At 63.9% G+C, this 25,806-nt stretch carries 21 protein-coding genes and 3 rRNA genes; 15 read left to right on the top strand and 9 right to left on the bottom strand.

What is annotated here, in order from left to right; genetic code table 11:
- Positions 1-26: 26 nt before the first annotated feature.
- The 5 genes from atpA to A5775_RS07175 are packed head-to-tail and all read left to right on the top strand — an operon-like array spanning position 27 to position 4,961.
- On the top strand, positions 27-1,682 hold the full coding sequence (gene atpA, locus A5775_RS07195; RefSeq protein WP_067249855.1) for a F0F1 ATP synthase subunit alpha: 1,656 nt from the start codon (positions 27-29) through the stop codon (positions 1,680-1,682).
- 6 nt (positions 1,683-1,688) lie between these two features.
- Positions 1,689-2,606, top strand: a complete 918-nt coding sequence (locus A5775_RS07190) for a F0F1 ATP synthase subunit gamma (RefSeq protein ID WP_067249853.1) — start codon at positions 1,689-1,691, stop codon at positions 2,604-2,606.
- 27 nt (positions 2,607-2,633) lie between these two features.
- The gene (atpD, locus tag A5775_RS07185; protein ID WP_067249850.1) at positions 2,634-4,094 is read left to right on the top strand and encodes a F0F1 ATP synthase subunit beta; all 1,461 of its coding nucleotides are present in this window, start codon (positions 2,634-2,636) and stop codon (positions 4,092-4,094) included.
- A 51-nt stretch (positions 4,095-4,145) separates the two neighbouring features.
- Positions 4,146-4,511, top strand: coding sequence for a F0F1 ATP synthase subunit epsilon (locus A5775_RS07180; RefSeq protein WP_067249846.1), 366 nt, complete (start codon positions 4,146-4,148; stop codon positions 4,509-4,511).
- Positions 4,512-4,517: 6 nt separating this feature from the next.
- Complete coding sequence (locus A5775_RS07175) at positions 4,518-4,961, top strand: DUF2550 domain-containing protein (RefSeq protein ID WP_067249843.1); 444 nt, start codon at positions 4,518-4,520, stop codon at positions 4,959-4,961.
- Positions 4,962-4,984: 23 nt separating this feature from the next.
- Here the strand turns inward: A5775_RS07175 and A5775_RS07170 are convergent, their stop codons facing one another.
- Complete coding sequence (locus A5775_RS07170; RefSeq protein WP_067249840.1) at positions 4,985-5,560, bottom strand: cob(I)yrinic acid a,c-diamide adenosyltransferase; 576 nt, start codon at positions 5,558-5,560, stop codon at positions 4,985-4,987.
- 93 nt (positions 5,561-5,653) lie between these two features.
- Here A5775_RS07170 and murA point away from each other — a divergent pair, with 93 nt between their 5' ends.
- The 4 genes from murA to rrf all read left to right on the top strand — a co-directional run bounded on the left by murA (position 5,654) and on the right by rrf (position 12,395).
- The gene (gene murA / locus A5775_RS07165; RefSeq protein WP_067249838.1) at positions 5,654-6,907 is read left to right on the top strand and encodes a UDP-N-acetylglucosamine 1-carboxyvinyltransferase; all 1,254 of its coding nucleotides are present in this window, start codon (positions 5,654-5,656) and stop codon (positions 6,905-6,907) included.
- 369 nt (positions 6,908-7,276) lie between these two features.
- Positions 7,277-8,808, top strand: a 16S ribosomal RNA gene (locus tag A5775_RS07160).
- A 284-nt stretch (positions 8,809-9,092) separates the two neighbouring features.
- Positions 9,093-12,202, top strand: a 23S ribosomal RNA gene (locus A5775_RS07155).
- 80 nt (positions 12,203-12,282) lie between these two features.
- Positions 12,283-12,395 (top strand): 5S ribosomal RNA (rrf, locus tag A5775_RS07150).
- The 16S, 23S and 5S rRNA genes sit together here, the layout of an rRNA operon.
- Before the next feature lie 332 nt (positions 12,396-12,727).
- On the opposite strand, the gene A5775_RS07145 is transcribed toward rrf, so the two are convergent.
- Together A5775_RS07145 and A5775_RS07140 are read right to left on the bottom strand one after the other, a co-directional pair.
- Complete coding sequence (locus A5775_RS07145; protein ID WP_067249835.1) at positions 12,728-13,900, bottom strand: PPE family protein; 1,173 nt, start codon at positions 13,898-13,900, stop codon at positions 12,728-12,730.
- 9 nt (positions 13,901-13,909) lie between these two features.
- Positions 13,910-14,209: a PE family protein gene (locus A5775_RS07140; protein ID WP_067249830.1), complete on the bottom strand. Its 300-nt coding sequence runs from the start codon at positions 14,207-14,209 to the stop codon at positions 13,910-13,912.
- Positions 14,210-14,572: 363 nt separating this feature from the next.
- On the opposite strand from A5775_RS07140, the gene A5775_RS07135 reads away from it, so the two are divergent.
- Positions 14,573-15,727 (top strand): PPE family protein, encoded by a 1,155-nt coding sequence (locus A5775_RS07135; RefSeq protein ID WP_067249827.1) that lies wholly within the window; start codon positions 14,573-14,575, stop codon positions 15,725-15,727.
- A 54-nt stretch (positions 15,728-15,781) separates the two neighbouring features.
- Here A5775_RS07135 and A5775_RS07130 read toward each other — a convergent pair whose 3' ends face one another.
- The 4 genes from A5775_RS07130 to A5775_RS07115 form a co-directional block, all read right to left on the bottom strand.
- The gene (locus tag A5775_RS07130; RefSeq protein WP_067249824.1) at positions 15,782-16,498 is read right to left on the bottom strand and encodes a hypothetical protein; all 717 of its coding nucleotides are present in this window, start codon (positions 16,496-16,498) and stop codon (positions 15,782-15,784) included.
- Between the two features lie 23 nt (positions 16,499-16,521).
- Entirely contained in the window at positions 16,522-16,830 is a 309-nt protein-coding gene (locus tag A5775_RS07125; protein ID WP_067249820.1) for a hypothetical protein, read from the bottom strand.
- A 94-nt stretch (positions 16,831-16,924) separates the two neighbouring features.
- Positions 16,925-17,416, bottom strand: coding sequence for a methylated-DNA--[protein]-cysteine S-methyltransferase (locus A5775_RS07120; RefSeq protein WP_067249817.1), 492 nt, complete (start codon positions 17,414-17,416; stop codon positions 16,925-16,927).
- Entirely contained in the window at positions 17,413-18,900 is a 1,488-nt protein-coding gene (locus A5775_RS07115) for a DNA-3-methyladenine glycosylase 2 family protein (RefSeq protein ID WP_067249814.1), read from the bottom strand. The genes A5775_RS07120 and A5775_RS07115 overlap by 4 nt, the downstream gene beginning before the upstream one ends.
- A 226-nt stretch (positions 18,901-19,126) precedes the next feature.
- On the opposite strand from A5775_RS07115, the gene A5775_RS07110 reads away from it, so the two are divergent.
- Positions 19,127-20,200: a GGDEF domain-containing protein gene (locus A5775_RS07110; protein ID WP_067249811.1), complete on the top strand. Its 1,074-nt coding sequence runs from the start codon at positions 19,127-19,129 to the stop codon at positions 20,198-20,200.
- A gap of 12 nt (positions 20,201-20,212) precedes the next feature.
- Here the strand turns inward: A5775_RS07110 and A5775_RS07105 are convergent, their stop codons facing one another.
- Positions 20,213-21,838: an adenylate/guanylate cyclase domain-containing protein gene (locus A5775_RS07105; protein WP_067249808.1), complete on the bottom strand. Its 1,626-nt coding sequence runs from the start codon at positions 21,836-21,838 to the stop codon at positions 20,213-20,215.
- 45 nt (positions 21,839-21,883) lie between these two features.
- On the opposite strand from A5775_RS07105, the gene nucS reads away from it, so the two are divergent.
- Positions 21,884-22,555, top strand: coding sequence for an endonuclease NucS (nucS, locus tag A5775_RS07100; RefSeq protein ID WP_067249805.1), 672 nt, complete (start codon positions 21,884-21,886; stop codon positions 22,553-22,555).
- A gap of 23 nt (positions 22,556-22,578) precedes the next feature.
- Complete coding sequence (locus A5775_RS24665) at positions 22,579-22,887, top strand: hypothetical protein (protein ID WP_082952910.1); 309 nt, start codon at positions 22,579-22,581, stop codon at positions 22,885-22,887.
- A gap of 10 nt (positions 22,888-22,897) precedes the next feature.
- Here A5775_RS24665 and mce read toward each other — a convergent pair whose 3' ends face one another.
- Positions 22,898-23,365: a methylmalonyl-CoA epimerase gene (gene mce / locus A5775_RS07095; RefSeq protein WP_082952909.1), complete on the bottom strand. Its 468-nt coding sequence runs from the start codon at positions 23,363-23,365 to the stop codon at positions 22,898-22,900.
- 88 nt (positions 23,366-23,453) lie between these two features.
- On the opposite strand from mce, the gene A5775_RS07090 reads away from it, so the two are divergent.
- Together A5775_RS07090 and A5775_RS07085 are read left to right on the top strand one after the other, a co-directional pair.
- A complete protein-coding gene (locus A5775_RS07090) occupies positions 23,454-24,635 on the top strand; it encodes an acetyl-CoA C-acetyltransferase (RefSeq protein WP_067249799.1) in 1,182 nt (393 codons plus the stop codon).
- 183 nt (positions 24,636-24,818) lie between these two features.
- Positions 24,819-25,736, top strand: coding sequence for a tetratricopeptide repeat protein (locus tag A5775_RS07085; RefSeq protein ID WP_067249796.1), 918 nt, complete (start codon positions 24,819-24,821; stop codon positions 25,734-25,736).
- Positions 25,737-25,806: the final 70 nt, after the last annotated feature.

The raw sequence follows: 25,806 nt of genomic DNA, 5'->3' as shown, positions 1-25,806 counted from the left end.
AAGATCAAGTAGGAAGACGAAAAGCCATGGCCGAGTTGACAATCTCCGCTGATGACATTCAGAGCGCCATCGAGGAGTACGTAGGCTCTTTCACCTCCGACACCTCCCGCGAAGAGGTCGGTACCGTCGTCGACGCCGGTGACGGCATCGCCCACGTCGAAGGCCTGCCGTCCGTAATGACCCAGGAACTGCTCGAGTTCCCCGGCGGCGTGCTCGGCGTCGCGCTCAACCTCGACGAGCACAGCGTCGGCGCGGTGATCCTGGGTGACTTCGAGAAGATCGCAGAAGGCCAGCAGGTCAAGCGCACCGGCGAGGTCCTTTCGGTCCCCGTCGGCGACGCGTTCCTGGGCCGGGTGGTCAACCCGCTGGGTCAGCCCATCGACGGCCAGGGTGACATCGAAACCGACACGCGGCGCGCGCTGGAGATTCAGGCGCCCTCGGTGGTTCAGCGGCAAAGCGTGAAGGAACCGCTGCAGACCGGGATCAAGGCAATCGACGCGATGACGCCGATCGGCCGCGGCCAGCGCCAGTTGATCATCGGCGACCGCAAGACCGGCAAGACGGCCGTCTGCGTCGACACCATCCTCAACCAGCGGCAGAACTGGGAGACCGGCGACGAGCGCAAGCAGGTGCGCTGCGTGTACGTGGCCATCGGCCAGAAGGGCACCACGATCGCCTCGGTGAGGCGCGCCCTCGAGGAGGGCGGCGCGATGGACTACACCACCATCGTCGCGGCGCCGGCCTCCGACTCCGCCGGTTTCAAATGGCTTGCGCCCTACACGGGTTCGGCGATCGCCCAGCACTGGATGTACGACGGCAAGCACGTGCTGATCGTCTTCGACGACCTGAGCAAGCAGGCCGAGGCCTACCGCGCGATCTCGCTGCTGCTGCGCCGCCCCCCCGGCCGCGAGGCCTACCCGGGTGACGTGTTCTACCTGCACTCAAGGCTTTTGGAGCGCTGCGCCAAGCTTTCCGACGAACTCGGCGGCGGCTCGATGACCGGCTTGCCGATCATCGAGACGAAAGCCAACGACATCTCGGCCTACATTCCCACCAACGTCATCTCGATCACCGACGGGCAGTGCTTCCTGGAGTCCGACCTGTTCAACCAGGGTGTGCGGCCGGCCATCAACGTCGGCGTCTCGGTATCCCGTGTGGGTGGTGCCGCGCAGATCAAGGCCATGAAAGAGGTAGCGGGAAGCCTTCGCTTGGACCTTTCGCAGTTCCGCGAATTGGAATCCTTCGCCGCTTTCGCCTCCGACCTCGACGCGACCTCGAAGGCCCAGCTGGACCGTGGTGCGCGGCTGGTCGAACTGCTCAAGCAGCCGCAATACCAGCCGATGCCCGTTGAGGAGCAGGTGATTTCGATCTTCCTCGGCACCGGCGGTCATTTGGACTCTGTGCCAGTGGAGGACGTCCGGCGCTTCGAAACCGAATTGCTGGACCACATCCGGGCCTCCGAAGAGAAGATCCTGTCGGGTATTCGCGACACCCAGAAGCTCTCGGACGAAGCCTCCGACGAACTCGAGAAGGTCATCAACAACTTCAAGAAGGGCTTCGCCGCCACCGGGGGCGGATCGGTGGTACCCGACGAGCATGTCGAAGCGCTCGACGAGGGAGAGCTGGAGAAGGAATCGGTGAAGGTCAAGAAGCCTGCGCCGAAGAAGAAGGCAAAGAAGTAGCAACCGATGGCTGCCACACTTCGTGAATTGCGCGGACGCATCCGCTCGGCTGGGTCGATCAAAAAGATCACCAAGGCCCAGGAGTTGATCGCGACGTCGCGTATCGGGCGGGCGCAGGCTCGGCTCGACTCCGCCAGGCCGTACGCCTTCCAGATCACCGCGATGCTCACCACGTTGGCCGCCGAGGCCGCCTTGGATCACCCATTGCTCGTCGAGCGGCCAGAACCCAAGCGTGCGGGCGTACTGGTGGTGACGTCCGACCGAGGTCTGTGCGGCGCCTACAACGCGAGCATCTTCCGTCGCGCCGAGGAGCTCTTTTCCCTGCTTCGGGAGCAAGGCAAGGAGCCGGTGCTATACACCGTCGGCCGTAAAGCGCTGAACTATTACAAGTTCCGCAACTGGGACGTCAGCGGATCCTGGACGGGCTTCTCCGAGCAGCCGCAATACGAGAATGCCTCCGAGATCGCCGAGACCCTGGTCGATGCGTTCATGCTGGGTACCGGCGACGAGGACGAAAGTCAGTCCGACGTCGAGGGCGTCGACGAGTTGCACATCGTCTTCAGCGAGTTCAAGTCGATGTTGTCGCAGTCTGCAACCGCCCACCGGATCGCCCCCATGATGGTCGAATACGTCGAGGAACAGCAGCCCGAGGTGCGGACCTTGTATTCGTTCGAGCCGGATGCGACAACGCTTTTCGAGTCACTGCTGCCGCGTTATCTGACCACCCGCGTTTACGAGGCGCTGCTCGAAGCCGCGGCGTCGGAGCTGGCCTCGCGCCAACGCGCGATGAAGTCGGCCACCGACAACGCAGATGACCTCATCAAGGCCCTGACGCTGATGGCGAACCGCGAGCGGCAGGCCCAGATCACCCAGGAGATTAGCGAAATCGTCGGTGGCGCAAACGCGCTCGCCGATGCCCGCTAGGTAGCACCACTAGGAGCGAAAGAAATTATGCCTGCTACTACAGCAACCGACGAGAAGTCCAAGAAGTCGGCCAAGAGCGACACCAGCGGCCGGGTGGTACGGGTCACCGGACCCGTCGTCGACGTCGAATTCCCACGGGGTTCCGTGCCGGAGTTGTTCAACGCCTTGAATGCGGAGATCACCTTCGAGGAACTGGCGAAGACCCTCACGCTCGAGGTCGCCCAGCACCTCGGGGACAACTTGGTGCGCACCATCTCGCTGCAGCCCACCGACGGCCTGGTGCGTGGGGTCGAGGTGACCGACACCGGTCAGTCCATCTCGGTGCCGGTGGGCCAAGAGGTCAAGGGCCACGTGTTCAACGCCCTTGGGCACTGCCTGGACAAGCCGGGCTACGGAGAAGACTTCGAGCACTGGTCGATTCACCGCAAGCCGCCGCCGTTCGAAGAGCTCGAGCCCCGTACCGAGATGCTCGAAACCGGCCTCAAGGTCGTCGACCTGCTCACCCCGTACGTGCGTGGTGGCAAGATCGCGCTGTTCGGTGGTGCGGGTGTGGGCAAGACGGTGCTCATCCAGGAGATGATCAACCGTATTGCCCGTAACTTCGGTGGTACTTCGGTGTTCGCCGGGGTGGGGGAGCGCACCCGCGAGGGCAACGACCTCTGGGTCGAGCTGCAAGAAGCAGACGTGCTCAAGGACACCGCGCTGGTGTTCGGCCAGATGGACGAGCCGCCCGGCACCCGTATGCGGGTGGCGCTGTCCGCGCTGACCATGGCCGAGTGGTTCCGTGACGAGGCCGGCCAGGACGTGCTGCTGTTCATCGACAACATCTTCCGGTTCACCCAGGCCGGTTCGGAGGTGTCGACGCTGCTCGGTCGTATGCCGTCGGCCGTGGGTTACCAGCCCACGCTGGCCGACGAGATGGGCGAGCTGCAGGAGCGCATCACCTCGACCCGTGGCCGGTCGATCACGTCGATGCAGGCGGTTTACGTGCCCGCCGACGACTACACCGACCCGGCTCCGGCGACGACCTTCGCGCACCTGGATGCCACCACCGAGCTGTCGCGTTCGGTGTTCTCCAAGGGCATCTTCCCCGCGGTGGACCCGCTGGCCTCGAGCTCGACGATCCTCGACCCGAGCGTCGTCGGTGACGAGCACTACCGCGTGGCGCAGGAGGTCATCCGAATCCTGCAGCGGTACAAGGACCTTCAGGACATCATCGCGATCCTCGGTATCGACGAGCTGTCCGAAGAGGACAAGCAGCTGGTGCAGCGCGCGCGGCGCATCGAGCGGTTCCTGTCGCAGAACATGATGGCGGCCGAGCAGTTCACCGGTCAGCCGGGTTCGACGGTTCCGCTGAAGGAGACCATCGAGGCATTCGACCGCGTGACAAAGGGCGAGTTCGACCACGTGCCCGAGCAGGCCTTCTTCTTGATCGGTGGCCTGGACGACTTGGCCAAGAAGGCGGAGAGCCTTGGCGCCAAGCTCTAACTTGCAGCTGGGCCGAAAACTGGCTCGCACGCTATCGAAGGGGTCTGTGGCATGGCCGAATTGAACGTTGAGATCGTCGCCGTTGACCGAAAGATCTGGTCGGGTGAGGCAACTTTTCTGTTCACCCGCACCACCGTCGGTGAGATCGGCATCCTGCCCCGGCACATTCCGGTGGTCGCGCAATTGGTCGACGACGCAATGGTGCGCGTCGAAAGAGAAGGCGAGGACGATCTCCGGATCGCGGTGGACGGCGGCTTCCTGTCGGTCACCGAGGAGACGGTGACCATCCTCGCCGAATCCGCGGAGTTCGAGTCGGAGATCGACGAGAGCGCCGCGCGAGAGGCTTCTGAGTCGGACGATCCTCGTATCGCCGCCAGAGGGCGCGCGCGTTTGCGCGCCGTCGGCGCGATCGACTAACCGCCGATGAGCGCGCCCATGACCGGCATGGTCGTGCTCGTCGTCGTGTTGGCGGCCGCTGTCGTTGCGCTGAGTTATCGGTTGTGGAAGCTGCGCCAGGGCGGCACGGCGGGGATCATGAGAGACGTTCCTGCGGTGGGTGGCCACGGCTGGCGTCACGGGGTAATCCGTTACCGCGGCGGTGAAGCCGCGTTCTACCGGCTCTCCAGTCTGCGATTGTGGCCGGACCGACGGCTGAGCCGGCGCGGGGTGGAGATCGTGGCCCGGCGTGCGCCACGCGGCGACGAGTTCGACATCATGACGGACGAGATCGTCGTCATCGAGCTGCGCGACACGACCCAGGACCGCAGGTCTGGCTACGAGATCGCGTTCGACAAGGGCGCATTGACCGCGTTCTTGTCCTGGCTGGAGTCGCGGCCGTCGCCGCGTTCCCGCCGGCGCAGCATCTAGGCCACTTTTTCGGTCTGCTCGCGCTAACTCGCGCTGCCGCCCGGCTTCCAGAGCACATCGCCGTCGGGGTTGGCCACGCGCGACAGGATGAACAGCAGATCCGACAAGCGGTTCAGGTATTTCGCCGGCAGGACGTTGACCTGCTGGGGCGCGGCATTGACCGCGGCCCATGCCGAGCGCTCGGCCCGTCGCACCACGGTGCGGGCGACGTGCAAATACGCCGACAACGACGAACCACCCGGCAATATAAAGGAATTCAACTTCGGCAACGACTCGTTATATGTGTCACACCAGTTTTCGAGCCGATCGATGTAGGGCTGGGTCACCCGCAGCGCCGGATATTCGGGGTTCTCGACCACCGGGGTGGACAGATCCGCGCCGGCGTCGAAGAGGTCATTCTGGATCTGGCGCAACACGGCCGTGAGTTCCTCGTCGGGCCGACCGATGGCGACGGCGACGCCGATCGCCGAGTTGGCCTCGTCGCAGTCGGCGTAGGCCACCAGGCGGGGGTCGGTTTTGGGGACCCGCGAGAAGTCGCTCAGCCCCGTGGTGCCGTCGTCGCCGGTCCGCGTGTAGATGCGAGTCAGGTGTACTGCCATGAACAAACGGTACTGCGGCGGGTGAAGAGGCCGGGAGTTGGCTCGATTGCTGGCCGACTGACAAGCCGATACCGCTTCACTAGACTGACGCGGGTGGCTGAGCGATTCGTGGTGACCGGCGGCAACCGGTTGTCAGGCGAAGTCGCGGTGGGGGGCGCCAAGAACAGCGTGCTCAAGCTCATGGCCGCGACGCTGTTGGCTGAGGGCACCAGCACCATCACCAACTGCCCCGACATCCTGGACGTGCCGCTGATGGCGGAGGTCCTGCGCGGCCTGGGCGCCACCGTCGAACTCGACGGCGACGTCGCCCGAATCACCTCTCCCGATGAGCCGAAATACGATGCCGACTTTGCCGCGGTGCGACAGTTCCGGGCTTCGGTCTGCGTGCTGGGGCCGCTGGTCGGTCGGTGCAAGAGGGCCCGCGTCGCCCTCCCCGGTGGTGACGCGATCGGGTCGCGGCCGTTGGACATGCATCAGGCCGGCCTGCGCCAGCTGGGCGCGCAGTGCAACATCGAGCACGGATGCGTGGTGGCGCAGGCTGATACGTTGCGCGGCGCGGAGATTCAGTTGGAATTTCCGTCGGTGGGGGCCACCGAGAACATCTTGATGGCGGCGGTCGTGGCTGAGGGTGTGACCACGATCCACAATGCGGCACGTGAACCCGATGTCGTGGATCTGTGCACGATGTTGAATCAGATGGGCGCCCAGGTCGAAGGCGCGGGTTCGCCGACCATGACCATCACCGGCGTGCCGCGGCTGCACCCGACCGAACATCGCGTCATCGGGGATCGCATCGTCGCCGCCACGTGGGGCATCGCCGCCGCGATGACTCGCGGAGACATCTCGGTGACGGGCATCGATCCGGGACACCTGCAGGTGGTGCTGCACAAGCTGCACGACGCCGGCGCCACCGTCACCCAAACCGACACCAGCTTCCGGGTGGCCCAGTACGAGCGGCCGAAGGCCGTCAACGTGGCGACCCTGCCGTTTCCCGGGTTTCCCACCGACCTGCAGCCCATGGCGATCGCCCTGGCGTCGATCGCCGACGGCACCTCGATGATCACCGAGAACGTATTCGAGGCGCGCTTTCGTTTCGTTGAAGAAATGATTCGTCTGGGCGCCGACGCCCGCACCGACGGACACCACGCCGTCGTCCGCGGGCTGCCGCAATTGTCGAGCGCGCCGGTCTGGTGTTCGGACATTCGGGCCGGCGCCGGCCTGGTGTTGGCGGGTCTTGTCGCCGACGGCGACACCGAGGTCCACGACGTCTTCCACATCGATCGCGGCTACCCGTTGTTCGTGGAGAACCTGGCGATTTTGGGAGCGGAGATCGAGCGGGTAGAGTAACCAAAGTCAGTGCCCCACAAGCGCGATCACCGACGCGAAGGTGGACGAGAGCGGGGCCTTGACTCTCTCGCTGGATTGGTACTAGCCTGGCACGGCTGCTCCCGACACGGTCTCTGGAAGACCAAAAACTGGGAGTTGACTCCACTGCCGGACTCGTATTAAGCTGGCAGGGTTGCCCCAAAACGGGCGAAATAAGTGTTGTTTGAGAACTCAATAGTGTGTTTGGTCTTTTTATTTGTTGTTGTTTTTTGGCCATACCTAACACCCCCCGTGTGTGGGTATGGTGATTTTTGATGCCAGTTTTTGGTGTCTTTTTGTTAGGTCAGATTTTCTCTGATTGTGAATTCACCTCGTTCATCGAGGAGTTTTTGTTTGGAGAGTTTGATCCTGGCTCAGGACGAACGCTGGCGGCGTGCTTAACACATGCAAGTCGAACGGAAAGGCCCCTTCGGGGGTACTCGAGTGGCGAACGGGTGAGTAACACGTGGGCAATCTGCCCTGCACTTCGGGATAAGCCTGGGAAACTGGGTCTAATACCGGATAGGACCTTTAGACGCATGTCTTTTGGTGGAAAGCTTTTGCGGTGTGGGATGGGCCCGCGGCCTATCAGCTTGTTGGTGGGGTGACGGCCTACCAAGGCGACGACGGGTAGCCGGCCTGAGAGGGTGTCCGGCCACACTGGGACTGAGATACGGCCCAGACTCCTACGGGAGGCAGCAGTGGGGAATATTGCACAATGGGCGCAAGCCTGATGCAGCGACGCCGCGTGGGGGATGACGGCCTTCGGGTTGTAAACCTCTTTCACCATCGACGAAGGTTCGGGTTTTCTCGGATTGACGGTAGGTGGAGAAGAAGCACCGGCCAACTACGTGCCAGCAGCCGCGGTAATACGTAGGGTGCGAGCGTTGTCCGGAATTACTGGGCGTAAAGAGCTCGTAGGTGGTTTGTCGCGTTGTTCGTGAAATCTCACGGCTTAACTGTGAGCGTGCGGGCGATACGGGCAGACTAGAGTACTGCAGGGGAGACTGGAATTCCTGGTGTAGCGGTGGAATGCGCAGATATCAGGAGGAACACCGGTGGCGAAGGCGGGTCTCTGGGCAGTAACTGACGCTGAGGAGCGAAAGCGTGGGGAGCGAACAGGATTAGATACCCTGGTAGTCCACGCCGTAAACGGTGGGTACTAGGTGTGGGTTTCCTTCCTTGGGATCCGTGCCGTAGCTAACGCATTAAGTACCCCGCCTGGGGAGTACGGCCGCAAGGCTAAAACTCAAAGGAATTGACGGGGGCCCGCACAAGCGGCGGAGCATGTGGATTAATTCGATGCAACGCGAAGAACCTTACCTGGGTTTGACATGCACAGGACGCGTCTAGAGATAGGCGTTCCCTTGTGGCCTGTGTGCAGGTGGTGCATGGCTGTCGTCAGCTCGTGTCGTGAGATGTTGGGTTAAGTCCCGCAACGAGCGCAACCCTTGTCTCATGTTGCCAGCGGGTAATGCCGGGGACTCGTGAGAGACTGCCGGGGTCAACTCGGAGGAAGGTGGGGATGACGTCAAGTCATCATGCCCCTTATGTCCAGGGCTTCACACATGCTACAATGGCCGGTACAAAGGGCTGCGATGCCGCAAGGTTAAGCGAATCCTTTTAAAGCCGGTCTCAGTTCGGATTGGGGTCTGCAACTCGACCCCATGAAGTCGGAGTCGCTAGTAATCGCAGATCAGCAACGCTGCGGTGAATACGTTCCCGGGCCTTGTACACACCGCCCGTCACGTCATGAAAGTCGGTAACACCCGAAGCCAGTGGCCTAACCCTTTGGGAGGGAGCTGTCGAAGGTGGGATCGGCGATTGGGACGAAGTCGTAACAAGGTAGCCGTACCGGAAGGTGCGGCTGGATCACCTCCTTTCTAAGGAGCACCACGAAAAGCACTCCAATTGGTGGGGTGCGAGCCGTGAGGGGTTCTCGTCTGTAGTGGATGGGAGCCGGGTGCACAACAGCAAATGATTGCCAGACACACTATTGGGCCCTGAGACAACACTCGGTCGATCCGTGTGGAGTCCCTCCATCTTGGTGGTGGGGTGTGGTGTTTGAGTATTGGATAGTGGTTGCGAGCATCTAGATGAACGCGTAGTCCTTGTGGCTGACGTGTTCATCAAAATGTGTAATTTCTTTTTGATTTTTTTTGTGTGTAAGTAAGTGTTTAAGGGCGCATGGTGGATGCCTTGGCATCGAGAGCCGATGAAGGACGTAGGAGGCTGCGATATGCCTCGGGGAGCTGCCAACCGAGCATTGATCCGAGGATTTCCGAATGGGGAAACCCAGCACGAGTGATGTCGTGTTACCCGCATCTGAATATATAGGGTGCGGGAGGGAACGCGGGGAAGTGAAACATCTCAGTACCCGTAGGAGAAGAAAACAATTGTGATTCCGTAAGTAGTGGCGAGCGAACGCGGAACAGGCTAAACCGCACGCATGTGATACCGGGTAGGGGTTGTGTGTGCGGGGTTGTGGGAGGATACATCTCAGCTCTACCTGGCTGAGGGGTAGTCAGAAAGTGTCGTGGTTAGCGGAAGTGGCCTGGGATGGTCTGCCGTAGACGGTGAGAGCCCGGTACGCGAAAACCTGTCACCTACCTTGTATCAATTCCCGAGTAGCAGCGGGCCCGTGGAATCTGCTGTGAATCTGCCGGGACCACCCGGTAAGCCTAAATACTTCTCGATGACCGATAGCGGATTAGTACCGTGAGGGAATGGTGAAAAGTACCCCGGGAGGGGAGTGAAATAGTACCTGAAACCGTGTGCCTACAATCCGTCAGAGCCTCCTTGTGGGGTGATGGCGTGCCTTTTGAAGAATGAGCCTGCGAGTCAGGGACACGTCGCGAGGTTAACCCGTGCGGGGTAGCCGCAGCGAAAGCGAGTCTGAATAGGGCGCATCCCCTTTTGGGGTGTAGTGGCGTGTTCTGGACCCGAAGCGGAGTGATCTACCCATGGCCAGGGTGAAGCGCGGGTAAGACCGCGTGGAGGCCCGAACCCACTTAGGTTGAAGACTGAGGGGATGAGCTGTGGGTAGGGGTGAAAGGCCAATCAAACTCCGTGATAGCTGGTTCTCCCCGAAATGCATTTAGGTGCAGCGTTACGTGGTTCACCACGGAGGTAGAGCTACTGGATGGCCGATGGGCCCTACTAGGTTACTGACGTCAGCCAAACTCCGAATGCCGTGGTGTAAAGCGTGGCAGTGAGACGGCGGGGGATAAGCTCCGTACGTCGAAAGGGAAACAGCCCAGATCGCCGGCTAAGGCCCCTAAGCGTGTGCTAAGTGGAAAAGGATGTGCAGTCGCAAAGACAACCAGGAGGTTGGCTTAGAAGCAGCCACCCTTGAAAGAGTGCGTAATAGCTCACTGGTCAAGTGATTGTGCGCCGATAATGTAGCGGGGCTCAAGCACACCGCCGAAGCCGCGGCACATTCACCGTACGGTGGGTGTGGGTAGGGGAGCGTCCCTCATTCAGCGAAGCCTCCGGGTAACCGGTGGTGGAGGATGGGGGAGTGAGAATGCAGGCATGAGTAGCGATAAGGCAAGTGAGAACCTTGCCCGCCGTAAGACCAAGGGTTCCTGGGCCAGGCCAGTCCGCCCAGGGTGAGTCGGGACCTAAGGCGAGGCCGACAGGCGTAGTCGATGGACAACGGGTTGATATTCCCGTACCCGTGTATGGGCGTCCCTGATGAATCAGCGGTACTAACCACCCAAAACCGGATCGACCGTTCCCCTTCGGGGGCACGGAGTTTCGGGGCTGCGTGGGACCTTCGTTGGTAGTAGTCAAGCGATGGGGTGACGCAGGAAGGTAGCCGTACCAGTCAGTGGTAATACTGGGGCAAGCCTGTAGGGAGAGCGATAGGCAAATCCGTCGCTCATTAATCCTGAGAGGTGATGCATAGCCGATTGAGGTGAATTCGGTGATCCTCTGCTGCCAAGAAAAGCCTCTAGCGAGCACATACACGGCCCGTACCCCAAACCAACACAGGTGGTCAGGTAGAGAATACCAAGGCGTACGAGATAACTATGGTTAAGGAACTCGGCAAAATGCCCCCGTAACTTCGGGAGAAGGGGGGCCGGAATACCGTGAACACCCTTGCGGTGGGAGCGGGATTCGGCCGCAGAAACCAGTGGGTAGCGACTGTTTACTAAAAACACAGGTCCGTGCGAAGTCGCAAGACGATGTATACGGACTGACGCCTGCCCGGTGCTGGAAGGTTAAGAGGACCCGTTAACCGCAAGGTGAAGCGGAGAATTTAAGCCCCAGTAAACGGCGGTGGTAACTATAACCATCCTAAGGTAGCGAAATTCCTTGTCGGGTAAGTTCCGACCTGCACGAATGGCGTAACGACTTCCCAACTGTCTCAACCATAGACTCGGCGAAATTGCACTACGAGTAAAGATGCTCGTTACGCGCGGCAGGACGAAAAGACCCCGGGACCTTCACTACAACTTGGTATTGGTGTTCGGTACGGTTTGTGTAGGATAGGTGGGAGACTGTGAAATACAGACGCCAGTTTGTATGGAGTCATTGTTGAAATACCACTCTGATCGTATTGGACACCTAACGTCGAACCCTTATCGGGTTCACGGACAGTGCCTGGCGGGTAGTTTAACTGGGGCGGTTGCCTCCTAAAATGTAACGGAGGCGCCCAAAGGTTCCCTCAACCTGGACGGCAATCAGGTGTTGAGTGTAAGTGCACAAGGGAGCTTGACTGCGAGACTTACAAGTCAAGCAGGGACGAAAGTCGGGACTAGTGATCCGGCACCCCCGAGTGGAAGGGGTGTCGCTCAACGGATAAAAGGTACCCCGGGGATAACAGGCTGATCTTCCCCAAGAGTCCATATCGACGGGATGGTTTGGCACCTCGATGTCGGCTCGTCGCATCCTGGGGCTGGAGCAGGTCCCAAGGGTTGGGCTGTTCGCCCATTAAAGCGGCACGCGAGCTGGGTTTAGAACGTCGTGAGACAGTTCGGTCTCTATCCGCCGCGCGCGTCAGAAACTTGAGGAAACCTGTCCCTAGTACGAGAGGACCGGGACGGACGAACCTCTGGTATACCAGTTGTTCCACCAGGAGCACGGCTGGATAGCCACGTTCGGACAGGATAACCGCTGAAAGCATCTAAGCGGGAAACCTTCTCCAAGATCAGGTTTCTCACCCTTTTAGAGGGATAAGGCCCCCCGCAGACCACGGGATCGATAGGTCAGACCTGGAAGCTCAGTAATGAGTGCAGGGAACTGGCACTAACCGGCCGAAAACTTACCAACACACAATCGCAACCACAGTCCAATTCATGGCAGCAATGCCATGAACACCGCACCCCCCACCAAACAAATTTAAATAGAGTTACGGCGGCCACAGCGACAGGGAAACGCCCGGTCCCATTCCGAACCCGGAAGCTAAGCCTGTCAGCGCCGATGATACTGCCCATACGGGTGGAAAAGTAGGACACCGCCGAACATACACAAAAACACCCCCGGCAACGGGGGTGTTTTTGCATGTGCGGCCAAAATCAGTGGGGCACAGGGATTTAGGGACATGGCGGTGCGCCCCGTCGGGCCGGCCCATCGCGGACGGCCGTGAGTCCGATCGGGAAACCAGCACGCGGCTGCCGTCAGCAGGCAACACGGGATGCGCCCTGGGGCCGGCCGCAGTGAAGGCCCAAACTTCCGTCGCCGCACCAGGTGTCGACGCGCGTTCACCTGCCCGACCTGCGGGCAGCCCTACAGCTGATCGAATGGCCTTGCCCTGAACCGGGTCTCGACCCGGATGGCCGACATGTCGCCAGCCGGTTATCCGGCAAACGGCGGGCGCGCCATCACCGTAGGACGGATCCCGTAGCGCGGACCGGCGCCGTTCGAACCGCCGCCGACACCCGCCAGCGGCATCCCGCCCAACAGGTTTCCGGGCCCTGACGTCTCCGGGGTGGTGATGAAGCGGCTGATCGGAATCTGCGATGTCCCAGAAGCTATCGCCGGGCCCGCCGCGGAGGACCAGGTGGGCGGCACGGATAGGCCGCCGACCGGTGCAGCGGAAGCCAAAGTTGCCGATATGGCGCCGCTACCACCCGCCGCGCGCAGCGACGCCCCAAGGGCCGGCAGGCCCGCTGCGGCCTTGGCTCCCTCGCTGGCGGCCTTGGCAGCAGGCGCCAAACCCTTTGAGAGCGATAGGAAGTGGGTCGACATCCCGGTAACGCGATACATCATCGCGAGGGTGTTCTGGGTCGGGCTGGCGTATTCGGCCCACATGTCGAACACGGGATTTTGTTCCAGCACGTCTGTGATCGGCGGTGGGGGCGTGTTCGCCGCCGCGGGCGACGAGAGCGCCTGCAGTGTGGGCGGTACCGAGGAGAGCAACTGTGACTGTGTCGACTCTGCGCCGGCCGACGTGCCGGCCGCCTGGGCGACCGAGGCGGCTTGCATCGCCTCTCCAGCCGGATTGGTGGTCTCCGTCGGCCGAGTGAACGGTGTCACCTGGGTGACCGGGGCGGCCTGGCCGGCGTAGCCGTACATCGCGGTAGCGTCTTGCGCCCACATTTCGGCGTATTGCGCCTCGAGTGCAACGATCAGCGGCGTGTTTTGACCCAGGACATTCGTCGCCACCGCCTGGGCGAGCTGGGTGCGGTTGGCTTCGATCAACGGCGGGGGCACCGTAGCGGTAAACGCGGCTTCGTAAGCGCCCGTCGCGGCCCTGGCCGAAATGGCGGCCTGTTCGGCCTGCACGGCGGTGGCGCGCATCCACGTCACGTAGGGTTTGGCAGCCTCGGCCATTTGTGCCGACGCCGGGCCCATCCACTCTTCGCTTACCAGTTGCGTGATGATCGTGTCGTAGTCAGTGGCTGCGGAATCCAACTCCGCGGCCAGCATGTTCCAAGCCCATGCCGCGGCCATCATCGACCCAGGGCCCGGGCCGGAATACATGCGGCCAGAATGGATCTCCGGGGGTAACGCTCCGAAATCCAGCACGTATCCCCCTCAGCTGGACGCGGCGGCGTTGATGGCTTCGGTGGCCGCATATGAACCGGCGCCGAAGTGCAGCATTCTCACGAAGCTCTCGTGGATCACCGTGGCCTGGGCGCAGACCGTCTGATACATCTGGGCGTGCGTGGCGAACTGGGCCGCAACCAGCACCGACACCTCATCGGTTGCTGCGGGAACCACTCCCATCGTCGGCGCCGACGCAGCTGCATTTTGTGCGGCCAGCCCCGCACCGATGGCAGCCAAGTTCTGGGCTGCGGCGGTTAACGCTTCCGGCTGGGTGGTCACGAACGACACGGTGATTTGTCTCCTCGCTGGTTCCGGTTCAACGGTTTCCTCGGCTATCACAAGCCGCTCATCTGCGAGGTTAAGTGCTGCGTGGCCGAGAGTGTAATAGCAAAGACAAATGTTCATCTTCAGCTAGATTCAGTTCATTTCTATGAACTGACACGTACATATGCGTTCTTACGATCACATATGTGAACCATCGTCCACTTCTGAGGGATAGCCGCCGCGGCCGAAGAAGGGCCTCGCGTTCGTGACTCCATGGCCGACGGTGTCGGCAGCGCCGGACGGTACCCGCGCACAAGTATCTGACCACAGTTTCGGGCGGCGTTGGTGTGCTTGCGAAAGCCGTCGACAAGGCGAGGGGGCCAATTAGTGGATTACGGGGCGCTTCCGCCGGAAGTCAACTCCGGACGGATGTACGTCGGTGCGGGGTCAGGGCCGATGCTGGCGGCCGCGGCGGCCTGGGACGGGTTGGCCATCGACCTGTACACCACGGCAGCCTCCTACAGTTCGCTGATCTCCGAGCTCACGGGCGTGTGGACGGGTCCGGCGTCGGCGGCGATGGCCACCGCCTCGGCCCCGTATGCGGCGTGGCTGACCGCGACCGCCGCCCAGGCCGAGCAGACGGCCGTCCAGGCGAAGGCGGCCGTGGGGGCCTACGAGGCGGCGTTTGCGATGACGGTCCCGCCGCCGGTGATCGCGGCCAACCGCGCACAACTGATGATGTTGATCGCAACGAACTTCTTTGGTCAGAACCTGCCGGCGATCGCGGCTACCGAGGCCCAGTACGCCGAAATGTGGGCCCAGGATGCAGCCGCGATGTATGGTTACGCAGCCGCGTCGGCCGGCGCAGCCACGCTGACCACCTTCGACCAGCCGCCATCCACCACCAACCCGGCGGGGCAGGCCGGTCAAGCGGCCGCGGTCGCGCACGCCGCGGACGCGGCCGCCGAGACAGGCGCGCAGCCCGGTACGTCCTCGGCGCTGGCAAACTCCGGCTTAGCCGCCGGCGGAGCGGTGGATGGAGCCGCTGGGACTAGCGGATCGTCTGCATCGGAGTCTATGAAAAAGTGGACATCACTGTATACCAACCACCTTGGGATGGCCTATAGCCATATGGGCGACTGGGAGCACATGATGAAGATCTGGGAAGGTGTGATGCCAGCCGCCGGTGGCAGCAAAGGTGCGGCGGCCGCGGTCAGCTTGCGCGGTGTGGGTGGAACCCTGGGCGGCGCCCCGCTGTCCTCGGGTGCGTCCTCGTCGGTGTCGGCGGGTCTGGGCAGGGCGGGCACGGTGGGCCACTTGTCCGTGCCGCAAAGCTGGGCCGCGGCGGCCCCGGCGACAAGCGGGGAAATCGCGCCGTCGGCTGTCACCACCTCCGCTGGTGTCGGCCCCGAAGCCAAGGGAGGGGGCCTGCTCCGCGGCATACCGCTGACGGGTACGGGCCGTGCTACCGGGGGGAAGATCGTCGGACAGCGCTACGGGTTCCGTCAAATAGTGGTGGCGCGGCACGTAGTCGGCGGATAAGCGCTTAGGGTCGCGATTGCGCGCCGATCGCGGGTGACGAATCCCGCGGGTGGCCTAGTCGCCGGACGTGAACCACGCGACCTTGGCTTGCCAAGATCGGGCAGAACCGTAGGCGAAACCGATTGCGCTTAGACAGGCGCACAACCAGACGGGCAAGACGATATCGGAGCCCGCCCAGGAGGTGCCCATCTGGATCGCGGTAGCTGCCACGCCGAATGCGGCCGAGATCAGATAGAGGTCGACAGTCGTCGTCGAGCGGGGATCCGTCCGCAGTATCAGGAGTACTCGTCCGGCATAGACGAGGAGGTAGATCATCAGGCCGCCCAAGACCAACCAGTAAGCCGCCAGCCAGAAGTCGCTGGCCGGGGCGGCGAAGAAGTCGAGGTGATGACCTTCGTCGGCGATGACGAACAGCGCCACCAGCAGCGGAACCGCCACCCGTAGCGGACGCGTGACGTATTTGCGCAACAATTCGCGCTCGTAGGTTTCATCCACGAGGCGGATGAGCCCGTGCCGAATGATGGCCGTCACCGCGAAGATCCAGCAGATGTGGCCGAGGAGATGTTGGACGTTCCACAGCCCGAAGGCGCGGTGCAGGGGCGGACCGAGCGCGGCCGCAGCCCAATGTGACATCAGCAGCACGGCGCAGCCATGCAGTGCGATGTTGCGGGTGGCGCCGGCCTCCCATCGGGAGCGCCAGGTATCCCGCCGGATCCACAGGCTGCACAAGATGGCGACCAGGGTGGCGACGATGAGTGCGGTTTTGATCATTCAAACGGTCCCGGCAGCGCCGCTCAGACGGGCGGACTGTTGGGATCGGGGCGAAGGTCACGCAATCTGGGCGGGCCGGGCTGGGACTCCAGGTACTCGGCGACCGAGTCGGGGTCGATCAGGCCGTAGCGGACCTGCAGGTCAACTGGGTTCAACCCTAAAAACTTAGCCGCCCTGATCAGGTTGTCTGCGGTGATCAGCCTGCCCTCGCGAGCCGCCTTGTAGTACGCGGACTTGCGGTAACCGAATGCTTCGTAGACCTCGGTAGCCGCCAAAGGCCTACCCACCAGGTACGGCAGAACCACGGCTGGGTCCTTCGCACTGTCGTCCACAATTATGGACGATATCGCCGTTGGACGGACCTGGCAAAAGGAAACGTGAGTCATCGTGAATGCGCGCAGCCTACGTGATCGCCGCGCCCGGCCGTTAATCGAACAAAGTTGCGCAGCTGTGGGTCCTTTCCAGGTCTAGCAAGGTGCGTTTGCGCTGCAGGCCGCCGCCGTAGCCGGTGAGACTGCCGTTCGCGCCGATCACCCGGTGGCACGGGACGACGATGGAGATCGGGTTGTGTCCATTGGCCAATCCCACAGCGCGGGCCGACCCCGGGGCGCCGATCTGCTCGGCGATACGACCGTATGACCTCGTCTCTCCATACGGGATTTTCAACAACGCCTTCCACACGCGCCGCTGAAATTCGGACCCGTTCAGATCGAACGCGAAATCGAAGTCGGTGCGCTCACCGGCGAAGTAGGCGGCCAGTTGCTCGACGGCGTCGCCGAACGCCCCGGGGTTCGGCGCCCAGCCCGCGCGGTTCGGTTCATACGTCTGGTCGACCATCCGTAGGTGTGTCAGCACCGAGTCGCGCCCGGCCAGGGTCAGCAGTCCGATGGGGCTGTCGATGGTGCGGTACTCGATCATGCGACCTCCTGTGGCGGCCAATGGTTTACCGGATGTTCGAGAGTGGTCCAAAGGTATTGGGTGGCATACGAACGCCAGGGGCGCCAGCGGGCGCTGCGTTCGACGAGGGAACGTTCGTCGGCAGGCAATCCCAACTGTTTGGCGGCCAGGCGCAGCCCTAGATCGCTGGCGGGGAAGGCATCCGGGTCGCCGAGGCCGCGCATCGCGATCACTTCGGCGGTCCAGGGGCCCACCCCCGGCAACGCGAGTAATTGTTTGCGGGCGCTGTCCCAGTCGCTTCCGGTGTCTAAGACGATGCTGCCGTCGGCGAGGCCGGCGACCAACGCGCCCAGCGTGCGCTGGCGAGCCTTGGGCACCGCCAGATGGACGGGGTCGATGTCGGCGAGCTCTTCGACGGAGGGGAACGTGCGGGTCAGCGATCCCTCGGCGTCGTCGACCGGCTGTCCGTACGCGGCGACCAAGCGGCCTGCGTGGGTGCTCGCGGCCCTGGTGGACACCTGCTGTCCGAGCACCGCGCGTACCGCGAGTTCGGCTTCGTCGACCGTGCGGGGAATGCGCTGCCCGGGCGCCTTGGCCACCACGGGGCGCAGCTCGGCGTCGCCGCCCAGGGCTTCGTCCACCGCTTCGGGGTCCGCATCGAGGTCCAGCAGCCGCCGGCAGCGGGCGATCGCCGTTGTCAGGTCGCGGAAATCGTCGAGGACGAGGACGCAGCGCACATGGTCGGCAGCAGGGTCCAAGGTCACGATGGCGTTGCCGAACGGAAGGCGCAAGCTGCGTCGGTATGCGCCGCCGCGGACCTCCTCGCAACCGGGAACGACGCCGGCCGCGAGGTGGCCGAAGACTCCCTGGTAGGAGAACGGTGTGCGTACCGGGAGCCGAAGGCACACGGTGCCAGGCGAATTGCCCCCCGATGCGGGGCGTGCTGCGGCGCGCCCGCGTAGCGCGCTCGGTGTGACTTCGAACACCGAGCGGACGGTGTCGTTGAACTGGCGGATGCTGGAAAAGCCGGCGGCGAATGCGACGTCGCCGAACGGCAGGTCCGTGGTTTCGATCAGCACACGGGCGGTCTGTGCACGTTGCGCGCGGGCCAGCGCGAGGGGGCCGGCTCCGACCTCGGCCTGCAGCAGCCGTTCCAGCTGGCGAGTGGTGTAGCCGAGGTGGGCGGCCAGGCCGCCGACGCCCTCGCGGTCCACCGTGCCGTCGGCGATGAGCCGCATCGTCCGCGCCACGACGTCACCGCGCACGTTCCATTCCGGGGACCCCGGTGAGGCATCGGGACGGCACCGCTTGCAGGCGCGGAAGCCGGCGCGCTGGGCGGCCGCCGCCGTGGGGTAAAACCGCACGTTGCGGGCGAACGGCGGCCGCACCGGGCAGCTGGGCCGGCAGTAGATCCGGGTGGTCAGCACCGCGGTGACGAACCAGCCGTCGAACCGCGCGTCCTTGGACTGGACGGCGCGGTAGCAGCGGTCGAAATCGTCGTGCACGCTTCCAGACTTACACCCTCGCGCCGACAAAACTAGCGGAAAAGCGACATCGTCGTGGACGCGCGTACGCGCGACGACGCATCGCAGTGGGCCGGCCTGACCATACATCCGGCTTTCTTGTCGATTCGAGGCACGTGCAGCACGCGATGGTATTTACTGTGACCCAACTCGCCGGCTCTGGCGGTGTGACCCGACGGGGTGAGTGAGTTCGGGGAAAGGCGAACTGATGAAGCGGCTGGCGACGTGGTGGGGGCAGGACGACCACTTCGATTGGCTGACAGGCTATTTGCAAGCCCACGGGCTGAGCACCAACACCCGCAGGGTGTTGGCCGTTGTGGCGGCCTCATTGGTCCTGGTGCCCGTCAACGTGTTGTGGGGACCGGTCCCGTTGTATCCGCATGTGGCGCTGACGGTTTCGGTTCTGGCCGCCGTGATCGGGATGGTGATGACGGCGCTGTGGTTGAGTGGGTGGCCCACTCGGCGCCAGTCCATTTTTTACATCATGACCGGCTGCGTATCCATTGGCGGAGGCTGCCTGTGGCAGCCCCAGCCGCTGGTCGGGCTGATGGCATGCTCGGCGCTGTCGGTGACCGGCGGCTACATCGCCTTCTTCCACACCTCCAGGCTCATGGCGCTGAACTTCTGCGTGGCCAGCGCGATCGGCGCCTGGCAAGCGGTGCGCCTCGCCGCCACCGGGCAGGCGGTGCTGGCCTTCACCGGATACTTTCTGGTTCTGGAACTCAACGTGGTCGTTCCGCTCGCCATCCAGGTCGTGGTGCGCGCCCTCTGGGTGGACCTCTCGCGGGCCAACCGCGACCCGCTGACCGGTTTGCTGAACCGCCGAGCCTGCGACCGGGCGATAGTCGGTCGGATGCTCGCCGGCGCCCATCACATGTTTCTGGCGGTCGCGATGGTTGATCTGGACCGCTTCAAGGAGCTCAACGACACCCGCGGGCACGCCGCCGGCGATGAGGCGCTCATCGAGGTGGCCGGCACCCTGACGACCGCTAGTGGTGAGACCGCCATCGTCGGCCGCGTCGGTGGGGAGGAATTCTTGGTCGCCGACATTGTTTCCGCGGAACAGCTGCCGAAGTGGGGCGGAGACCTCTGTGACGCGATAGCCGAGATGAACGCCTCGGTGACCGCCAGCGTCGGAATCGCTACCCTGGCGCTGCGCAGCGTCGTCTCGGACTATGCCGAGCACGCGTTCCATCAATTGGTTGCCCAGGCCGACACCGCGATGTATGAAGCCAAACGGTGCGGCGGCAACCAAAGTCGCCACCGCCAGGTGGCGGTCTGAGCCCGCCGAAACCTACTGAGCGGGTGGAGCGACGTCGCCGAGTGACGCCAAACGGGTAGGGCGCTCGTGCCCGCGCAGGGTGACGGTGTCGCCCATTGACCAACGCGCCCGCTCGTTTTCGCTTGCACCCTCGACGGCGTCGGCGGTCGCAAGCAGACGGTTGGTGTGTGACTTGGCCAGTTCGCACAGCCGGGCAGCCTCGTTGACCGGCGCACCGATCACGGTGTACTCGAATCGTTCTTTGGCGCCGACGTTTCCGGCGACGACTTGGCCTGCCGCCACGCCGATGCCGGCCTCGAGGTCGGACATTTCGTCGGCCAGCCGCTCGGCAATACACCGCGCGGCGGCCAGGGCTGCATCTTCGGGACTATCCAGGCGGTTCGGCGCCCCGAAGATGGCCAGCGATGCATCGCCTTCGAATTTGTTGACCAGCCCGCAGTAGCGATCCACCTCCTCGACGACGATCGCGAAGAAACGGTTCAGCACCGCAACGACTTCCGCCGGAGGTCGGCTCGTCACCAGCTGTGTCGACCCGACGATATCGATGAACACGACGGCCACATGGCGTTCTTCGCCGCCCAGCTTCGGCCGCTCGCGTTCCGCGGCCAGCGCGACCTCACGTCCGACGTGGCGACCGAACAGATCACGGACACGTTCGCGCTCCCGCAGACCGTCGACCATCGTGTTGAAGCCACGTTGCAGCTCACCGAGTTCGGTGCCGTCGAACACCACGAGGTCCCCGCGCAGATCGCCCCGCTCGACGCGGGCCAGCGCGGCACGGACCACCCGCACCGGTGTCGCAGTGAGCCAGGCCAGGATCCACATCAGGGTGCACCCGAAGACCAACGGGACCATCGACACGATCAGTACGCCCACCGCGAACTGGGTCTGGGTCAGATTGCGCAACACGAGCTCGAAAAAGGCCAGCATCATGATCCCGATGACGGGCACGGCCGAACCCAGAAACCAGACCACCATCGTCCGGCCCATGATGCCCGCCGCCAACCGTCGTGGCGGTGGCCCGGCCTCGAGCGCCTGCGCGGCGACGGGACGCAGCGCGAACTCGGCGAGTAGGTAGCTAGCGGTGGCGACCACCACCCCGCTGAAGCTCACGACGAGAAGGAACCGCGGGATGAACTGTGTGTTGACCATGCCGTACAGCGTCGTCAGCAGCACCGTCCCGATGCCCCATAAGACGAGGTCGACAACGGCGATGCGCCACGGGGCGACAAAGGTGTTGCGCTCGTCCTCTCGAGTGGGCTTGCGCTCCTCGATCGCCCAGCGCAGGGCGATTACGGTCCGGCGGGTGATCCAATACGTGCCCCATGCCGAGGCCGCCACGATGTAGGCCGGTGCGACGCCGAATGTGATCCACGCCGGCGCGTCGTCGAACACGCTCGGCACCGGAATGGCGACCGTCACCAATAGCAGGGCGACGGCGGCCCCGATCAGGTTCGCTCCCAGCACCAGCACCGTCATGATGATTTGGATGCGTACCCGGCGCCGGCTCTGGCTTTCCGCCACCCGCCCGAGCAGCAGGGAGCCATACGCCGGCGTCTCTGGCAGACGGCCGCTCTGACGGGTGACCCGCTCGAGCACCCCGCCGATTCGCTGTGCCACGGACTGCTTGGCCGACATGGTGGCGTCAGCCTAATTTGTCGGCCACGCTCTAAGGTGAGTCGGGTGCGTCTAGTGATCGCTCAGTGCACCGTTGACTATGTCGGCCGGCTCACCGCGCACCTGCCCTCCGCGCGCAGGCTGTTGCTGTTCAAGGCAGATGGATCGGTCAGCGTGCATGCCGACGACCGTGCCTACAAACCGCTGAACTGGATGAGCCCGCCCTGCTGGCTGAGCGAACAGGCCGGCGATCCGGCGCCGGTGTGGGTCGTCGAGAACAAGGCGGGCGAACAACTGCGCATCACCGTCGAGGAGATCGAGCACGACTCCAGCCATGATCTCGGCGTCGACCCGGGGCTGGTCAAGGACGGTGTCGAAGCGCACCTGCAGGCGCTGCTTGCCGAGCACGTGCAACTGTTGGGCGAGGGGTACAGCCTGGTACGCCGCGAGTACATGACCGCCATCGGGCCCGTCGATCTACTGTGCCGTGACGAACGCGGTGGCTCGGTGGCGGTGGAAATCAAGCGGCGCGGCGAGATCGACGGTGTTGAGCAGCTCACGCGCTACCTCGAGCTGCTCAACCGCGACAGCCTGCTGGCGCCGGTGCAAGGGATCTTCGCGGCTCAGCAAATCAAGCCGCAGGCGCGCACCCTCGCCGTCGATCGTGGGATCCGTTGTGTGACACTAGATTACGACAAGATGCGCGGCATGGACAGCGACGAGTACCGGCTGTTTTGAAGGCTCGTCACTAGACTGATCGCATGCCTCGGCGCCGCACACCGCCACGTCGCCAGCGGCCGTCAGCGCCGCCGCCGGCGCTGCGCCGGGTAGAGGTCGGGCCCGACGGCCACAAGTACGAGGTTCGTCCCGTTGCGGCGGCCCGTGCGGTCAAGACCTATCGGTGCCCCGGGTGTGATCACGAAATCCGCTCCGGCTCAGCACATCTGGTGGTGTGGCCGATCGAATCGGCGTTCGGGGGCGGCGCGGGTCACGTCGAGGACCGCCGGCATTGGCACACGCCGTGCTGGGCGCACCGCGCAACCCGCGGTCCCACCAGGAGGTGGTCTTGAGTGTCGGCTCTCAGGCGGCCGGTTCGACGAGCTCGATCAGAACTCCGCCGCCGTCCTTGGGGTGGATGAAGTTGATCCGGGAGTTTGCCGTGCCGCGACGCGGTGCCTCGTAGATCAACCGCACGCCCTGCTCGCGCAGCCGCTCGACCATGGTGTCGAGGTCGCTGACCCGAACGGCCATCTGCTGGATGCCCGGTCCGCGCTTGTCGAGGAACTTCGCGATCGTCGAGGAGTCGTCGATCGGGGCCATCAACTGGATCTGTGCGGTGCCCGCCGGGGCACCCCGCACTGCCAGCATGGCCTCGCGGATTCCCTGCTCCTCGTTGACTTCCTCGTGCACCAGGATCATGCCGAGGTGGTCGTGGTACCAGGTGATGGCGGCGTCCAGGTCGGCGACCGCGATGCCGACGTGATCGATCGCCGTTACCAGCGAGGTGGCCAGGATCTGACGGGCGTCAACTTGATCGGTCGTCATCACATAACGGTAACCTGACGGCAAAGATTGCGCTTCTCCGGGAGGTCGAAAGGGCCATCCAGGGCGCGCTAGTAGGCCTGAGGAGAGAATCATGACGACGTCGGTGATCGTTGCTGGAGCACGGACCCCCATCGGCAAGCTGATGGGTTCGCTGAAGGATTTTTCGGGCAGCGATCTGGGTGCCATCGCGATCGCCGGCGCGCTGGAGAAGGCGAACGTGCCTGCGTCGGCGGTCGACTACGTGATCATGGGCCAGGTGCTGACGGCCGGGGCCGGTCAGATGCCGGCGCGCCAGGCGGCCGTGGCGGCCGGCATCGGCTGGGATGTGCCGTCGCTGACGATCAACAAGATGTGTTTGTCCGGTATCGACTCCATCGCGCTGGCTGACCAGCTCATTCGCGCCGGGGAGTTCGATGTGGTGGTGGCCGGCGGTCAGGAGTCCATGTCGAAGGCGCCCCACCTGCTGATGGACAGCCGGTCGGGCTACAAGTACGGCGACGTCACGGTCTTGGACCACATGGCCTACGACGGTCTGCACGACGTGTTCACCGACCAGCCGATGGGCGCGCTCACCGAGCAGCGCAACGACGTCGACAAATTCACCCGCCAGGAGCAGGACGAGTTCGCTGCGGGTTCGCATCGGAAGGCGGCCGCGGCGTGGAAGGACGGCGTCTTCACCGACGAGGTGGTGCCGGTCCAAATCCCGCAGCGCAAGGGTGATCCGCTTCAGTTCACCGAGGACGAAGGCATCCGCGCCAACACCACCGGGGAGTCGCTGGCCGGCCTCAAGCCGGCATTTCGCCGGGATGGCACCATCACCGCGGGTTCGGCCTCCCAGATCTCCGACGGCGCGGCCGCGGTGGTGGTGATGAGCAAAGCCAAGGCGCAGGAGCTGGGGCTGAGCTGGCTGGCCGAGATCGGTGCGCACGGCGTGGTGGCCGGGCCGGACTCCACCCTGCAGTCGCAGCCGGCCAACGCGATCAAGAAGGCGATCGACCGCGAGGGCATCTCCGTAGACCAACTCGATGTCGTCGAGATCAACGAGGCGTTTGCGGCGGTGGCGCTGGCCTCGACCCGCGAACTCGGCCTGAATCCCGACATCGTCAACGTCAACGGCGGTGCGATCGCCGTCGGGCATCCCATCGGGATGTCGGGAGCGCGAATCACGCTGCATGCGGCCCTCGAACTGGCCCGGAAGGGCTCCGGGTACGCCGTCGCCGCGCTGTGCGGGGCCGGCGGACAGGGTGACGCCCTGATCCTGCGGGCAAGTTAGCCAGCGATTGGGCCTTCCCCGCGACGTTGCTGGGGAGGGAAACGGGGGGAACTAGTGTGATCTTCGTCATATCGGCCGATCACGCCCTTTTTTTGAAGTGGTTTTTGGCCTCGCCGACCGCACGCCTGAGCACTGCAACCACCGGGTGGAGCGGTAGCCCTCGCGCATGACAAACTTGACGGCGTGACGCGTCCGCGACCCCCCATCGGCCCCGCACTGACCGGTGCTGTCGATCTGTCCGGTCTCAAGCAGCGCGCCCAGCCGGCAGGCGGCGCTGCCGGGGGACCACCGCCGGCGCCCGCCGACGGCGGTGCCGGCATCACCACGGTCACCGAGGCCAACTTCGAAGCCGAGGTTCTGCTCCGGTCTGAGGAAGTGCCGGTCGTCGTGCTGCTGTGGTCGCCGCGCAGCGACGCATGCGTCCAGCTCCTCGACACGCTGTCCGTGCTGTCCGGCCAGGACAACGGCAAGTGGTCGCTGGCGACCGTCAACGTCGATGTCGCGCCAAGGGTCGCGCAGATCTTCGGTGTCGATGCGGTCCCGACCGTGGTGGCGCTCGCGGCCGGGCAGCCGATCTCGAGTTTCCAAGGCGTGCAGCCCCCCGAGCAGTTGCGCGGCTGGCTGGACCAAATCCTTTCCGCGACAGCCGGGAAGCTCAGGGGCGCAACGGGTTCCGCGGAGCCCGATGTCGTCGACCCCGAGCTGGCCGCGGCCCGCCAGCAGCTGGAGGACGGCGACTTCGAGGCCGCCAAGGCGTCGTATCAGTCGATCCTGGACGCCAATCCGGCCAGCGTGGAGGCCAAGGGCGCGATCCGGCAAATCGACTTCCTGACGCGCGCGACCGCGCAACGCCCGGACGCCATCGCTGTGGCCGACGCCGCGCCGGGCGACATCGAAGCCGCCCTCGCGGCCGCCGACGTGCAAATCCTCAACCAGGAGGTCGCCGCCGCGTTTGAGCGCCTGATTGCCTTGGTGCGCAGCACATCCGGCGACGACCGCGCCCTGGTGCGCACTCGCCTGGTCGAGCTGTTCGAACTTTTCGACCCGGCCGACCCGGAGGTCGTCGTCGGACGGCGCAACCTCGCCAACGCGCTCTACTGACGCGAATTCAGCTCCACGAACGTCGAGTTGTCGGGGCGCACAGCGCCGAAACCGCGCAACGAGTCCACGT

This window comes from Mycobacterium sp. 852002-10029_SCH5224772, assembly GCF_001667315.1.
Taxonomy (GTDB): Bacteria; Actinomycetota; Actinomycetes; order Mycobacteriales; family Mycobacteriaceae; genus Mycobacterium.
The sequence above is the reverse complement of the archived record's forward strand: the minus strand, read 5'-3'. Positions and strand labels throughout refer to the sequence as shown.

What these genes read in the sequence shown, in the direction of transcription:
- A5775_RS07120 (WP_067249817.1), bottom strand. Translation starts at nt 17,416, where the DNA reads ATGATCGAGTACCGCACCATCGACAGCCCCATCGGACTGCTGACCCTG.
- A5775_RS07170 (WP_067249840.1), bottom strand. Translation starts at nt 5,560, where the DNA reads ATGGCAGTACACCTGACTCGCATCTACACGCGGACCGGCGACGACGGC.
- A5775_RS07110 (WP_067249811.1), top strand. Translation starts at nt 19,127, where the DNA reads ATGAAGCGGCTGGCGACGTGGTGGGGGCAGGACGACCACTTCGATTGG.
- A5775_RS07180 (WP_067249846.1), top strand. Translation starts at nt 4,146, where the DNA reads ATGGCCGAATTGAACGTTGAGATCGTCGCCGTTGACCGAAAGATCTGG.
- A5775_RS07130 (WP_067249824.1), bottom strand. Translation starts at nt 16,498, where the DNA reads ATGATCAAAACCGCACTCATCGTCGCCACCCTGGTCGCCATCTTGTGC.
- atpA (WP_067249855.1), top strand. Translation starts at nt 27, where the DNA reads ATGGCCGAGTTGACAATCTCCGCTGATGACATTCAGAGCGCCATCGAG.
- A5775_RS07105 (WP_067249808.1), bottom strand. Translation starts at nt 21,838, where the DNA reads ATGTCGGCCAAGCAGTCCGTGGCACAGCGAATCGGCGGGGTGCTCGAG.
- A5775_RS07175 (WP_067249843.1), top strand. Translation starts at nt 4,518, where the DNA reads ATGAGCGCGCCCATGACCGGCATGGTCGTGCTCGTCGTCGTGTTGGCG.
- A5775_RS24665 (WP_082952910.1), top strand. Translation starts at nt 22,579, where the DNA reads ATGCCTCGGCGCCGCACACCGCCACGTCGCCAGCGGCCGTCAGCGCCG.
- A5775_RS07190 (WP_067249853.1), top strand. Translation starts at nt 1,689, where the DNA reads ATGGCTGCCACACTTCGTGAATTGCGCGGACGCATCCGCTCGGCTGGG.
- atpD (WP_067249850.1), top strand. Translation starts at nt 2,634, where the DNA reads ATGCCTGCTACTACAGCAACCGACGAGAAGTCCAAGAAGTCGGCCAAG.
- A5775_RS07090 (WP_067249799.1), top strand. Translation starts at nt 23,454, where the DNA reads ATGACGACGTCGGTGATCGTTGCTGGAGCACGGACCCCCATCGGCAAG.